We start from the raw sequence: 13,344 nt of genomic DNA on the forward strand, positions 1-13,344 counted from the left end.
TCAGGTGCCGCGCTGTCCCCGCCGACTGGGGATCGCGGTGACGCCCTCGGGGACGGGCGGGAGGCCGACTGCGGTGCACAGCAGCTCGCTCCAGGCCTCGACGTGCGCGGTCATGTCGACGTTGCCCTCGTCGTCGGCGCCGGGGGTCCACGACGCGCGGACCTCGACCTGGCCGGTGGGCGGCTCCTCGGCCATGCCGCCGAAGTTCTCGGTGGTCACGCAGGTCACGGTGCCCGACGCTGCGGCGTAGTCGGCACCGTGGGCCTCGAGGGCGTCGGTGAGCCACGACCAGCCGACCGCGGCGAGCATCGGGTCGGCGCCGAGCTCGGGATCGATGTCGGCACGGGCGTAGACGACGCAGCGGAAGGTGCCGCCCCAGGCGTCGTTGCCGGCCGGGTCGTGCAACAGGATCAGCCGGCCGGTGCCGAGGTCCTCGTCGTCGACGGTGACGTCGGCGCTCAGCGCGGAGGCCCACGGGGCGATGCGCTGGGGAGCAGGCATGTCCTCGCAGTGCACCTCCGGTCGCACCGGCGCAGCGCGCATCGTCTCGACAGCCGCGCGGAACTCCGCGGGGCCGGCGCCCGCGGCAGCGCCGGGACGGGTCTCGTGACGGGCCACCATGCTGTCCACAGTAGGCCAGCAGCAATGCTCACCGATGTGCCGCCACGCCGCCTGACCTGCGAAGATTCGTCGGTGACCAGTTCCGTCGCCGCACCGCACCCAGGCCTGTCCGACAGCCCCTTCCTGCGCGCCGCGCGCGGCGAGGAGCCCAGCCGGACGCCGGTCTGGTTCATGCGCCAGGCCGGGCGCTCGCTCCCCGAGTACCTCCGGGTGCGCGAGGGCGTCGGCATGCTGGAGTCCTGCATGGACCCCGCCCTGACGACGGAGATCACCCTCCAGCCCGTGCGTCGCTACGGCGTCGACGCGGCCATCTTCTTCTCCGACATCGTGCTGCCGCTCAAGGCGGTGGGCGTCGACCTCGACATCGTGGCCGGCGTCGGTCCCGTGGTGGCCTCGCCGGTGCGGACGATGGCCGACGTCGAGGCCATCCCCGACCTCACTCCCGACCACGTGCCGTTCATCACCGAGGCGGTCAGGTCCCTGGTCTCCGAGCTCGGGGCGACGCCGCTCATCGGCTTCGCCGGCGCGCCGTTCACCGTGGCGTCCTACCTCGTCGAGGGCGGTCCCTCCAAGGAGCACGCCAAGACCAAGGCCATGATGTTCGGGGCCCCTGACGTCTGGGACGCGCTGATGCACAAGATCGGCGGCATCGCCGCCGCCTACCTCTCCGTCCAGGTGGCCGCCGGCGCCTCGGCGGTCCAGCTGTTCGACTCGTGGGCCGGCGCCCTGACGCCCGAGGACTACCGCGCCTCGGTGATGCCCCACTCCGCCCGTGTCCTCGCGGCGGCAGGCGAGCTCGGGGTGCCGCGCATCCACTTCGGCGTCGGGACGTCCAACCTGCTCGGCCTGATGGGCGAGGCCGGTGCCGACGTCGTCGGCGTCGACTGGCGCACCCCGCTGGAGGCGGCGATCCCCCTCGTAGGTGACCGCGCCGTCCAGGGCAACCTCGACCCGACGCTCGTCTTCGCGCCCACCGAGGTGATGCTGTCGCGCGCCGAGGCGATCCTCGAGGCCGGTCGCTCCGCCCGAGGGCACATCTTCAACCTGGGCCACGGCGTCATCCCCTCCACCGACCCCGACCAGCTCGCGCGGCTGACCGAGTTCGTCCAGGGCTGGCAGCGGTAGGTCCCGGAGGTCAGGACTTCTTGGCCGCTGACTTCTTGGCGGGAGCCTTCTTGGCCGGGGCCTTCCTCGTGGAGCCCTGCTGGCCCTTGAGCCGCACCTTGCGCGTGAAGCCGTCGACCTCGGTCTCGAGGTAGGGCTGGGCGTCGACCAGCGAGCTGAGCTTGGCGTGGCCGAAGGTGCGTGGGTCGAAGCCGGCCTGGGTGCGGCTCAGGTGGCTGCCCACGTCGCCGAGGCCCGCCCAGCCGTCGTCGTCGGCGGTGGCGTTGACGGCCTTGCTCAACGCGCTCTGCAGGTTGATGGTCGGCACCTCGACCTCCGCCTCCGCATCGGTCCCGGCCTCCGGGTCCGTCTCGGCGTCCCCGTCGGACTCGGGGTCGGCCTCGCCGAGCACCTCCAGGGGGATGAACTTGTCGCAGGCGTTCTGGAGGGAGACCGGCGTCCGCTTGCGGCCCAGCCCGTAGACCACCTTTCCGGACTCGCGCAGCCGCAGCGCCAGGCTGGTGAAGTCGGAGTCGCTGGTGACGAGGGCGAACGCCTCGACGTTGCCGGCGTAGAGCAGGTCCATCGCATCGATGATCAGGGCAGAGTCGGTGGAGTTCTTGCCGGAGGTGAATGCGTTCTGGTGCATGCCGCGGATGGCCCGGAGGTTGAGCTCGCGGGTCCAGCCGCTCAGCCGCGGCGAGGTCCAGTCACCGTAGGCCCGCTTGATGGTCGGCGTGCCGTACTTGGCGAGCTCGTCGAGCAATGCCTCGGCGTACTTCGGCGAGGTGTTGTCGGCGTCGATCAGGACGGCGATGCGGACGTTGCTGGTGTCTGGCTCCACGTTGCGACTCTAGGGCTCGCCGACGGCGACGGTACGGCGGCGCGCACGCGAGCGTCGTACGACGAGCCACGCCGGCACTCCGACCAGCAATCCCACTGCGAGGAACGGAAGCAGCGCCCCGACGACCGTGGCGAGGGTGGTGGCCGTGGCCGACAGCGCCTTCCAGCCGCCGGCCAGACCGGCCAGGAAGCCGTCGTCCTCCTTCTCCGCCGCTTTGGCCTCCTCCGGAGCCCGGGTGATGTCGACGGTGATCGTGGCCAGCGACGTCTGGTCCGAGAGCCAGGCCTGCTGGGACCTCAGCGAGTCGAGCTCGGCCTGGCGCTGGGTGAGCTGCGACTCGATCCAGATGATCTCCTTGAGCGAGTCGGCGCGTGCGAGCAGTGCCTCGACCCGGGTGAGGCTGGCCTGCTGGGCGCGCACGCGCACGTCGTTGTCGATCACCTCGGTGGTGACGTCCTCCGAGCCGCGGTCGGAGGTCCGGAAGGTGGCGACCCCCTCGAGGGCTGTCATGGTCGCCCCGAAGGACTCGGCCGGGACCCGGACGACCAGGCGTGTGTAGGACAGCTCGCCGTCCTCGTCGGTCTCGGTCTGTTCCTCGCTGATGGCGCCGTCGCGGGCGTCGACCACGCGTTGCACGTCCTGGCGCGCGGTCCCCACGTCGTCGGCGGTGAGGCTGACGGTGCCCTTCGAGATGACCGCGCGAGCGCGCGGCTCCGGTGCTGAGCCGCCCGAGGCCCTCCCGGACGTCGAGGCGGTGTCTCGTAGCGACCCGTCGGCCTCGGCCGGGCTGCGGCCCGCCTCCCTCTCGGACACTGGGACGTCGGCGTCGACGCCCGCCGAGTCGTGGCTCGGCTCAGCGGCGTCCCCGCCGCCGGACCCGGAGCAGGCGGCCAGGGCGACCGTCATGGAGATCGAGGCGAGGGCCAGGCCGGTCAGTCGGCGGGCCCCGTGTCGAGAGGTCTTCATGTGGCTGCGACGGGAGCGGCCCGCGGCGCGTTCCCGTCGATGCCGGATCGTGACATGACAGGGTGGCGACGTGCATGACGTAGTGGTCGTGGGTGGCGGCGTCGCAGGCCTCGTGGCTGCGCGCGACCTCGCGCAAGCCGGACGGGACGTGCTGCTGCTCGAGGGCTCCGGCCGGCTGGGCGGCAAGCTGTGCACCGACACCGTCGCCGGGCTGCCCGTCGACGTGGGCGCGGAGGCGATGCTCGCCCGCCGCCCCGAGGGCGTCGGCCTGGCCGGCGAGCTCGGCGTCGCGGTGGTCCACCCGACGCCGGCCACGTCGCGCATCTGGTCCTACGGTGCGCTGCGGCAGCTGCCGCGCTCGCTGATGGGGGTGCCTCTCGACGTCGACGAGCTCGTCCGCGCCCAGGTCCTCTCCGAGGCCGGCGTGGCCCGGGCCCGCCACGAGGTCGTCACGGAGGTGCCCGACGACATCAGCGTCGGCGACCTGCTCGCCGCGCGGCTCGGTGACGAGCTGGTCGACCGGCTCGTCGAGCCGCTGCTCGGTGGTGTCTACGCCGGGCACGCCCACGACATCTCGACCGCGGCTGCCGTCCCCCAGCTCCTCGCCATGGCGCGGCGGGGGTCGCTGCTCGAGCAGGCCGCCGCCATCCCTCGCTCCGAGGCGCCCGTCTTCGCGTCGTTCCCGGGAGGCATGGGCCGCCTGCCCGGCATCCTGGCCGACGGGGGTGGCTTCGACGTCGACGACTGCCACATGGTGAGAGAGCTCCGCAGCACGCTGCCCGGCTGGCACCTCAGCGGCGGCATCGAGGCAGCAGCGGTCGTGCTCGCGACGCCTGCCGCCACGACCGCTCGCCTGCTCGAGGACGTCGCCCCCGAAGCCTCCTCCGAGCTGGCCGCCATCGACTCCTCCAGCGTGGCCGTGGTGAGCCTGGCCTTCCGCGCCGCCGACGTCCCTGACCACCTCTTCGACGTCTCGGGCTTCCTGGTGCCGCCGGTGGAGAGCAGCGGTGACGCGGCACGCGCGATCAAGGCCGCCACGTTCTCCTTCGCCAAGTGGGCCTGGGTGCGTGAGCTCGATCCCGACGTCGTCGTGCTGCGAACCTCCCTGGGCCGCCACGGCCACGCGGTCGAGCTGCAGGTTCCCGACGACGGCCTGGTGCTGGCCTCGCTCGCGGACCTCGCCCGGATGGCGGGCATCACCGCCGCGCCCGTGGACAGCCACGTGCAGCGCTGGGGTGGCGGGCTGCCGCAGTACCCCGTCGGCCACCTCGACCGCGTCGCCCGGATCCGGGCGGCGCTGCCCGACGGGCTCGTGGTGTGCGGGGCGTCGTACGACGGTGTCGGCATCCCGGCGGTGATCGCATCGGCCCGGCAGGCTGTGGCCTCGCTCACGCAGGCACAATGAACCCATGACCGAGGAGTCCCCCCAGCAGCACCCTGGCCAGACCAACGCCAGCCGCACCCGCGAGCTCAACGACACCATCCGCTACACGATGTGGTCGGTCTTCAAGCTCCGCGACGTCCTCGGCCCTGACGCCGACCGCGCGGCCGAGGCGGCTGACGTCGACGCGCTGTTCGAGAGCCTGGCCGAGGAGGACGTCACGGTGCGGGGCCTCTACGACGTCTCGGGCCTGCGCGCCGACGCCGACCTGATGGTCTGGTGGCACGCCGAGGACTCCGAGCAGCTCCAGCTGGCCTACAACGCCTTCCGGCGCACGTCGTTCGGGCAGCGGCTCGAGCCGGTGTGGTCCCAGATGGCGCTGCACCGCCCCGCCGAGTTCAACAAGTCGCACATCCCGGCCTTCCTCGCCGACGAGGAGCCCCGCGCCCACATCTGTGTCTACCCGTTCGTGCGCTCCTACGAGTGGTACCTCCTCGAGGACGAGGAGCGCCGCCGGATGCTGGCCCAGCACGGGCAGCAGGCGCGTGGCTACGCCGACGTGCGAGCCAACACCGTGGCGTCCTTCGCGCTCGGCGACTACGAGTGGATGCTGGCCTTCGAGGCCGACGAGCTCCACCGCATCGTCGACCTCATGCGCGACCTGCGTGCCTCGGACGCGCGCCGGCACGTGCGCGAGGAGGTGCCGTTCTACACCGGTGCCCGCACCTCGCCGACCGACCTCCTCGGCCGCCTGCCCTGAGCGGAGCATCGAGAGGGAACCGCCGAGCTGCCGCTAACGTCGGACCATCATGAGGACGACGATCACCGCACTTGCCCTGGTCCTGAGCGGCTCTGCCCTGGCTGCCTGCTCCACCGAGGCGCAGATGCGCGCGGAGGACCCGGCCGCGCACAGCACCGGCGCGGCCTCCACCGAGCCTGCCGAGCCGGCCGAGGCCGACGCCGTACGCACCGCCGACCTGGCGACGGTGCTCGACGACGGCGACGGTGCCGAGCTGTGCCTGGGAGGGGTCGCGGAGTCGCTGCCCCCGCAGTGCTCCGGACTGCCGATGGCTGGCTGGGACTGGGCCGAGCACCCCGAGCACGAGGAGGCCGCAGGCGTGCGGTGGGGGAGCTTCGCGGTGACCGGGAGCTACGACGGCGAGACGTTCACCGTGACCGAGGCGGTCCCGGCCGCGCTCTACGACCCGATGGCCCAGGAGCCGGAGGAGCCGCTCGGGACACCGTGCGAGGAGGTCGGCGACGCGATCGACGCGAGCCGGGCGACCCCGGAGGCGATGGACGCCACCCTGAACGCTGCGGCCGCGCTGCCCGACGTGGCCATGGTCTGGCTCGACGAAGACCTCATCAACGTCGCCGTCACCGAGGACCCCGCCCGTGCCGAGGCGAAGCTGCGCGAGACGTGGGGCGGCCTGCTCTGCGTCTCCACCGCCGAGCACACCCAGCGCGAGCTCGAGGCGATCCAGCAGGAGCTCAACGAGCTGCCGGGGCTGCTGTCCTCGGGCTCGACCCGGCCCGACCACATCGGCGTCACCGTCGTCCACGACGACGGGTCGATCCAGGAGCAGGTCGACGAGGAGTACGGCGAGGGGCTCGTCGAGGTCAGCTCTGCTTTGGTGTCAGCCGAAGGCTGAGCGAGTTCATGCAGTAGCGGTCGCCGGTGGGGGTGCCGAAACCGTCGGGGAAGACGTGGCCCAGGTGCGAGCCGCACTTCGCGCAGCGCACCTCGACCCGCTTCATCCCTGCTGAGTTGTCCTCGACGTACTCCACCGTGTCGGTCACCGGCTGGTAGAAGCTGGGCCAGCCGCAGCCGGAGTGGAACTTCGTGTCGCTGGTGAACAGCTCGGAGCCGCAGGCGCGGCACTCGTAGGTGCCCTCGGTCTCGGTGTCGACGTACTCGTTCACGAACGGTCGCTCGGTCCCCGCCTCGCGGAGCACGGCGTACTCCTCCGGGCTCAGCTCGGCGCGCCACTGCTCGTCGGTCTTCTCCACCTCGTAGGCCATGGCGCAACGGTAACCCGGCGGTGGGAGGGTGGTTGCATGGAGACCACCCAGATCCGCCTGGCCGAACGACCGGTCGGCGAGCCCGACGACAGCACCTTCACCACCGCGACGGAGACCCTTCCCGAGCTGGAGGACGGTCAGGTCGCCCTCGCGATCCGCTACCTCTCGCTCGACCCCTACATGCGCGGCCGCCTGAGCACCGCAAGGTCGTACGCCACCCCGGTCGAGATCGGCGACGTGATGGTCGGCGGCACCGTCGGCGAGGTGGTGGAGTCGCGCTTCGAGGGCCTGGCCCCGGGTGACTTCGTGCTGTCGTACTCCGGCTGGCAGACGGCAGCGGTCGTCGACGGGCGGCACGTGCGCAAGCTCGACCCGTCGGTCGCCCCGGTCACGACGGCCCTCGGCGTGCTCGGCATGCCCGGCTTCACCGCCTACGCCGGACTGCTCGAGATCGGGCGACCGAAGGAGGGCGAGACCGTCGTCGTCGCCGCGGCCACCGGCCCGGTCGGCAGCGCGGTGGGCCAGATCGCCCGGATCAAGGGTGCGCGTGCGGTGGGCATCGCGGGCGGGCCCGAGAAGGTCAGGGCCCTCACCGAGGAGTTCGGCTTCGACGCCGCCCTCGACCACCGGGCGCCTGACTTCAAGGAGCAGCTCAAGGCCGCCACCCCCGACGGCGTGGACGTCTACTTCGAGAACGTCGGCGGCAAGGTGTTCGACGCCGTACGCCGCCGGCTCAACACCTACGCCCGCATCCCGGTGTGCGGCCTGGTCGCCAACTACAACCTCACCTCCCAGCCCGAGGGCCCCGACCAGCTCCCGGGCTTCCTCGGCCAGGTGCTCACCCAGAGCCTGACGGTGCGCGGGTTCATCCAGGACGAGTTCACCCGCAGCCACGGCCGCGACTTCGTGCGCGACATGGGGGAGTGGGTCCGGAGCGGGCAGGTGCGCTACCGCGAGGACGTCGTCGACGGGCTGGAGAACGCGCCCGCCGCGTTCACAGGGATGCTGCGCGGCGAGAACTTCGGCAAGCTCGTGGTGCGGGTCTCCCACTAGGGTCGGCACATGGCGAAGGCTTCGGAGGCGTACGTCCAGGCGGGGGAGCGCGAGGTCCGCATCTCCTCACCGGAGCGCGTGATCTACGAGGCGACCGAGACCACGCCCGAGGTCACCAAGCTGATGGTGGCCGAGTACTTCACCTCGGTGGAGGACGGCCTCATGCGCGCCCTCCGCGAACGGCCGACGGCACTCGAGCGCTGGACCTCGGGCGTGCGGCCGGGCATGAAGCTGGCCACCGGACCGCAGGACAAGGACGCCGATGCGTTCTACCAGAAGCGCGTCCCCAAGGGGGCTCCCGACTACGTGGAGACCGCGCGCATCACCTTCCCGAGCGGCAGGACCGCCGACGAGATCTGCCCGACCGAGATCGCCGTGCCCGTGTGGTGCGCCCACATGGGCACCCTCACCTTCCACCCCTGGCCGGTCCGTCGCGCTGACGTGGACCGGCCCGACGAGCTGCGCATCGACCTCGACCCCCAGCCCGGCACGACGTTCGCCGACGTGCGCCGGGTCGCGGACGTGGCGCGCGAGCTGCTCGACGACCTCGGCATGCGCGGCTTCGCCAAGACGAGCGGCAACCGCGGCATCCACGTCTACGTCCGGATCGAGCCGCGGTGGGAGTTCGCCGACGTGCGCCATGCGGCCATCGCGTTCGGCCGCGAGCTGGAGAAGCGTGACGGCGGCGTGACGACGGCCTGGTGGAAGGAGGAGCGGGGGGAGCGGGTCTTCGTCGACTTCAACCAGAACACCCGCGACCGCACCATCGCCTCGGCCTGGTCCCTGCGACCCCTCCCCGGAGCGCCGGTGTCGATGCCGCTGTCGTGGTCGGACCTGGCCGAGGTGACCGACCCGCGCGACTTCAACCTCTTCAGCGCCCCCAGCGAGCTGACGGTCAACGGCGATGCATGGGCCGAGATCGACGACGTGCACCACTCGCTCCAGCCCCTGCTGGACCTGTGGGAGGAGCACCCCGTCGAGCTCAACTACCCGCCCGACCATCCCAAGATGCCGGGCGAGCCGCCACGCGTGCAGCCCTCGAAGAAGGTCGCGGCCCACTGGGACGAGGACGGCAATCGCATCGACGACTGAGTCGTCGTACACCTCCGGACCAGGCGCGTCTGGCACTCGATGAGGGTGAGTGCTAAGTTCTGTGTTGGCACTCTCGACCCGAGTGTGCCAACGCTTGCGAGATGACGTGCGACCCCCGCGACGGCGCTCTTCCGCTCCGCAAGCCAACAACGTGTTCGTCTCGTGAGAGAAAGTGGAGGTTGATCCGAAGTGTCGGTCAACATCAAGCCCCTCGAGGACCGCATCGTCGTCCAGCCGCTCGACGCCGAGCAGACCACGGCCTCCGGCCTGGTCATCCCCGACACCGCCAAGGAGAAGCCCCAGGAGGGCGAGGTCCTGGCTGTCGGCCCCGGTCGTGTCGACGACAACGGCAACCGCGTCCCGATCGACGTCGCCGTGGGTGACAAGGTCATCTACAGCAAGTACGGCGGCACCGAGGTCAAGTACGCCGGTGACGAGTACCTGATCCTCAGCGCGCGCGACGTGCTGGCAGTCGTTTCCTGATTCCCTCGCCCGGGCGTCATACGCGCGTCGACCCATCGGTCCGACGACGTATGACGTCCGGGCGAACCTCTTTCACTAGGAGCAGTTGATGCCCAAGATCCTGGAGTTCGACGAGAACGCCCGCCGCGCGCTCGAGCGCGGCGTCGACGCCCTCGCCAACGCCGTCAAGGTCACGCTCGGCCCCAAGGGCCGCTACGTCGTCCTCGACAAGAAGTGGGGCGCCCCCACGATCACCAACGACGGCGTCACCGTCGCGCGTGAGATCGAGCTCGACGACCCGTTCGAGAACCTTGGTGCCCAGCTCACCAAGGAGGTCGCGACCAAGACCAACGACATCGCCGGTGACGGCACGACCACCGCAACGGTGCTCGCCCAGGCGATGGTGCACGAGGGCCTGCGCGCCGTCGCCGCCGGTGCCAACCCGATGGGTCTCAAGCGCGGCATGGACGCCGCCGCCGAGGCGGTCAGCGACGCCCTGCGCGAGGCCGCACGCGAGGTCGAGTCCCGCGAGGACATGGCATCGGTCGCCACCATCTCCAGCCGCGACAGCCACATCGGCGACCTGCTCGCCGAGGCCTTCGACAAGGTCGGCAAGGACGGCGTGATCACGGTCGAGGAGTCCAACACCCTGGGCACCGAGCTCGAGTTCACCGAGGGGATGCAGTTCGACAAGGGCTACATCTCGGCCTACTTCGTGACCGACCCGGAGTCGATGGAGGCCGTCCTCGACGACCCCTACATCCTCTTCCACCAGGGCAAGATCTCCTCGATCCAGGAGCTCCTCCCGCTGCTGGAGAAGGTCATCGCCGCCGGCAAGCCGCTCTTCATCCTCGCCGAGGACGTCGAGGGCGAGGCGCTCTCCACGCTGGTGGTCAACAAGATCCGCGGCACCTTCCAGGCCGTGGCCGTCAAGGCCCCGGCGTTCGGCGACCGCCGCAAGGCGATGATGCAGGACATCGCGACCCTGACCGGTGGTCAGGTCGTGGCCCCCGAGGTCGGCCTCAAGCTCGACCAGGTCGGGCTCGAGGTGCTCGGCCAGGCTCGCCGCGTCGTCATCACCAAGGACACCACGACCATCGTCGACGGTGCCGGTGAGAAGGACGCCGTCGAGGGTCGCGTCAACCAGATCAAGGCCGAGATCGAGAACACCGACTCCGACTGGGACCGCGAGAAGCTCCAGGAGCGCCTCGCCAAGCTCGCGGGCGGCGTGTGCGTGATCAAGGTCGGCGCCGCCACCGAGGTGGAGCTGAAGGAGAAGAAGCACCGCATCGAGGACGCCGTCTCCGCGACGCGTGCCGCGATCGAGGAGGGCATCGTCGCCGGCGGCGGCTCCGCCCTCATCCACGCGGTCTCCGTGCTCGACGACGACCTCGGCCTCACCGGCGACGAGGCTGTCGGCGTGCGCGTGGTCCGCAAGGCGGCCGACGAGCCGCTGCGCTGGATCGCCGAGAACGGCGGGGTCAACGGCTACGTCGTGACCACCAAGGTGCGCGAGATGGGTGTCGGCAACGGCTACAACGCCGCCACCGAGGAGTACGGCGACCTGGTCGCCCAGGGCGTCCTGGACCCCGTCAAGGTCACCCGCTCCGCGCTGGTCAACGCCACCTCCATCGCCGCGATGCTGCTCACCACCGAGACGCTCGTGGTCGAGAAGCCCGAGGACGAGGAGCCCGAGGCCGCAGGTCACGGGCACGGCCACGGCCACTGATCCACCCCCGAGTCGGCGCTAACACCTCGCCGAGTCGGCGCCAGCACCCCACCGAGTCGGCGCTTCTGCACGAGACATGTGCGAGAAGCGCCGACTCGGTGTCATTTCACGCCGACTCGGCGGGAGGCTGGCGCCGACTCGGCGGAGGGGTCAGAGCAGCTCGCCCAGCCAGGTCGTCGCGCCGGCCTGCCCGAAGTCGGGCACCTTGCCGCCAGCCGGTGTGTTCCACATGAACATGTCGCCGGGGGCTGGGCCGCCGGGGGCGGCCCACGGCGAGTGCCCGTCGCTGAGCCGCAGCAGCCGCTCGGTCTCGAAGTCGTAGACGTAGGTCCCGCCGGTGGCCCGGCCGTAGGCGCTCATCGTCATGAGGCCGCCGTCGTCGGTGAGCCGGCCGCCGTCCACGCCGTCGTCCTGGATCGTCACCACCTGCTCGCCGCCGAGTGTCATCACCTGGACGCGGTCGTCGCGGACGCCGCCCTCGTAGGTGCCGCAGTACTGCGACATCGCGATCCGCTCGCCCGCCACGCTCAGTCCCAGGAGGTTGCACTTCTCGCCGAGCCGAGGGTCGAAGGACGTCTCCTCGCCCGTCGCCAGGTCGCGGACGTGCACCTGGCCCGCGGCCCCGTTGGAGGAGTCCGTCCACACCATCGCGTCGTCGGTGAAGCCGACCGCTCCCACCCTCAGGCCTTCGTCGCGCACGTCGGTGGCGTCGGTGAGGGAGGCCGACCACAGGTCGTAGGTGTCGCCCTCGGCGTCGGCGTCGTCCGCCTCTCCGTCCGGTCCGGTCGGCCAGCCGCCCTCGGGCGGCTTGCCCTGGGTGGCCGGCACCCGCACGTAGAGCCGGTCCGCGGGTCCGAGGACGGCCCCGAAGGGGCTGTCGGTCCTCGGGAGACCGGGCCAGGTCATGGTGGTCCACGCGCCGCTGCCGCGATCGAAGACGTGGACGAGCAGGCTCACCTCCATGCCGCCGCCCCCGGTCCCGAGCAGCACCAGGCGGTCCGCGCTCAGCTCGAGCGGCCACAGCTGGTCCTGCTCGACACCCTCGATCCTCGGCAGCCACTCCTTCTCGCCGCTCGCCGGGTCCATCAGGGCATAGCGCGGCCAGAGCTGGTCCATGCGGGGCCCGTCGCGGAAGAGGATGAGCCCGTCGTCGGTGACCCCCTCGAAGTACTGCCCGTTGTCGTCGTTGAGGTTCTCGTTGGTGTACGACGCCAGCACGCGGTGGTCGGTGCCCTCCACCGAGGTCTGCGCGTCGGTCAGGCGAACGCTGGGACCGGACACGTTCGGCACCCCGGCGGCGGCGAGGTCGGGCGGTGACGGGTTCAGCCACGTCATCGAGGCGAGGGTGATCGCGCCGACGGCGAGCGAGGCCCCGCCCACGATCCCGGCGCGGCGGCGTCGTACGCGCTGGCGGCCGCGGCGCAGCACCGGGGACAGGTCCGCTGCCTCGGGTGGGGCCTGTCCGCTCGCCTCGCGCATCAGGTCGGCAAGGTCGTTCACCATGACACCGCTCCTTCGGTCGCCTCGCCCGAGGGCGAGTCCTCCAACATGGTCCGGAGCGAGAACAGCGCCCGCGAGGTCTGGCTCTTCACGGTCCCCTCGGTGCACCGCAGCAGCGCGGCGGTCTCCGCCACGCTGAGGTCCTCGAAGTAGCGCAGCACGACGCACGCGCGCTGGCGCGGTGCGAGCCTGGCGAGGCCACCCATCAGCGCCTCGCGAGCCGCCACCTGCGAGGCGACGTCCTCCTCGGAGGCCAGGCCGTGGTCGGGCTCGGCCGGGATCTCGGTGCTGGACCTGCGCCGCGAGTGGTCCAGGAAGGCGCTCACCACGGCCTTGCGTGCATAGGCGAGCTCCCCGCCGTTGCGCTCGAGCCGCGGCCAGCGCACGTAGACACGGATGAGCCCCTCCTGGACGAAGTCCGATGCCTGGTCCCAGTCCCCGCACAGGAGGAACGCCGTACGCCGCAGCCGCGCGCGGGCGGTCCCGGCGAACTCGACGAAGGACGCCTCGTCACGCACTCTCTTGCTCCATGTCATGGCAAACGGGGTGAACGGCCGGCGAGGTTGCCTC

The 13,344-nt window shown here is 71.4% G+C and carries 14 protein-coding genes; 8 read left to right on the forward strand and 6 right to left on the reverse strand.

The genetic code is table 11. From position 1 onward, the window contains the following. On the reverse strand, window positions 1–621 hold the full coding sequence (locus tag EXE58_RS12135; RefSeq protein WP_135268130.1) for a DUF3000 domain-containing protein: 621 nt from the start codon (window positions 619–621) through the stop codon (window positions 1–3). A gap of 72 nt (window positions 622–693) precedes the next feature. Here EXE58_RS12135 and hemE point away from each other — a divergent pair, with 72 nt between their 5' ends. Beyond that, complete coding sequence (gene hemE, locus EXE58_RS12140; RefSeq protein WP_244242197.1) at window positions 694–1,746, forward strand: uroporphyrinogen decarboxylase; 1,053 nt, start codon at window positions 694–696, stop codon at window positions 1,744–1,746. A gap of 10 nt (window positions 1,747–1,756) precedes the next feature. On the opposite strand, the gene EXE58_RS12145 is transcribed toward hemE, so the two are convergent. Then, window positions 1,757–2,569 carry an NYN domain-containing protein gene (locus EXE58_RS12145; protein WP_135268132.1) on the reverse strand — a complete coding sequence of 271 codons (813 nt, stop codon included), beginning with the start codon at window positions 2,567–2,569 and terminating at the stop codon, window positions 1,757–1,759. Between the two features lie 9 nt (window positions 2,570–2,578). Beyond that, entirely contained in the window at window positions 2,579–3,535 is a 957-nt protein-coding gene (locus tag EXE58_RS12150; RefSeq protein WP_135268133.1) for a DUF4349 domain-containing protein, read from the reverse strand. Between the two features lie 70 nt (window positions 3,536–3,605). On the opposite strand from EXE58_RS12150, the gene EXE58_RS12155 reads away from it, so the two are divergent. The 3 genes from EXE58_RS12155 to EXE58_RS12165 are packed head-to-tail and all read left to right on the forward strand — an operon-like array spanning window position 3,606 to window position 6,568. Continuing rightward, a complete protein-coding gene (locus tag EXE58_RS12155) occupies window positions 3,606–4,940 on the forward strand; it encodes an FAD-dependent oxidoreductase (protein WP_135268134.1) in 1,335 nt (444 codons plus the stop codon). A 4-nt stretch (window positions 4,941–4,944) separates the two neighbouring features. Continuing rightward, window positions 4,945–5,676, forward strand: coding sequence for a hydrogen peroxide-dependent heme synthase (gene hemQ / locus EXE58_RS12160; RefSeq protein WP_135268135.1), 732 nt, complete (start codon window positions 4,945–4,947; stop codon window positions 5,674–5,676). Window positions 5,677–5,725: 49 nt separating this feature from the next. After that, the gene (locus EXE58_RS12165; RefSeq protein WP_135268136.1) at window positions 5,726–6,568 is read left to right on the forward strand and encodes a hypothetical protein; all 843 of its coding nucleotides are present in this window, start codon (window positions 5,726–5,728) and stop codon (window positions 6,566–6,568) included. Here EXE58_RS12165 and msrB read toward each other — a convergent pair. Then, on the reverse strand, window positions 6,537–6,938 hold the full coding sequence (gene msrB / locus EXE58_RS12170; RefSeq protein WP_135268137.1) for a peptide-methionine (R)-S-oxide reductase MsrB: 402 nt from the start codon (window positions 6,936–6,938) through the stop codon (window positions 6,537–6,539). The two genes, EXE58_RS12165 and msrB, sit on opposite strands and share 32 nt — an antisense overlap. A gap of 36 nt (window positions 6,939–6,974) precedes the next feature. On the opposite strand from msrB, the gene EXE58_RS12175 reads away from it, so the two are divergent. The 4 genes from EXE58_RS12175 (at window position 6,975) to groL (ending at window position 11,274) form a co-directional block, all read left to right on the forward strand. Continuing rightward, window positions 6,975–7,991, forward strand: a complete 1,017-nt coding sequence (locus EXE58_RS12175; protein WP_135268138.1) for an NADP-dependent oxidoreductase — start codon at window positions 6,975–6,977, stop codon at window positions 7,989–7,991. Window positions 7,992–8,000: 9 nt separating this feature from the next. After that, window positions 8,001–9,083, forward strand: coding sequence for a DNA polymerase domain-containing protein (locus EXE58_RS12180; RefSeq protein ID WP_135268139.1), 1,083 nt, complete (start codon window positions 8,001–8,003; stop codon window positions 9,081–9,083). Window positions 9,084–9,272: 189 nt separating this feature from the next. Next, complete coding sequence (gene groES / locus EXE58_RS12185; protein ID WP_135268140.1) at window positions 9,273–9,566, forward strand: co-chaperone GroES; 294 nt, start codon at window positions 9,273–9,275, stop codon at window positions 9,564–9,566. 88 nt (window positions 9,567–9,654) lie between these two features. Further along, complete coding sequence (gene groL / locus EXE58_RS12190) at window positions 9,655–11,274, forward strand: chaperonin GroEL (RefSeq protein ID WP_135268141.1); 1,620 nt, start codon at window positions 9,655–9,657, stop codon at window positions 11,272–11,274. 150 nt (window positions 11,275–11,424) lie between these two features. On the opposite strand, the gene EXE58_RS12195 is transcribed toward groL, so the two are convergent. Together EXE58_RS12195 and EXE58_RS12200 are read right to left on the reverse strand one after the other, a co-directional pair. Beyond that, window positions 11,425–12,777, reverse strand: a complete 1,353-nt coding sequence (locus EXE58_RS12195) for a hypothetical protein (RefSeq protein WP_135268142.1) — start codon at window positions 12,775–12,777, stop codon at window positions 11,425–11,427. Then, window positions 12,771–13,310: a SigE family RNA polymerase sigma factor gene (locus tag EXE58_RS12200; protein ID WP_135268143.1), complete on the reverse strand. Its 540-nt coding sequence runs from the start codon at window positions 13,308–13,310 to the stop codon at window positions 12,771–12,773. The genes EXE58_RS12195 and EXE58_RS12200 overlap by 7 nt, the downstream gene beginning before the upstream one ends. Window positions 13,311–13,344 lie beyond the last annotated feature (34 nt).

The sequence above is a fragment of the Nocardioides seonyuensis genome (genome assembly GCF_004683965.1).
Taxonomy (GTDB): Bacteria; Actinomycetota; Actinomycetes; order Propionibacteriales; family Nocardioidaceae; genus Nocardioides; species Nocardioides seonyuensis.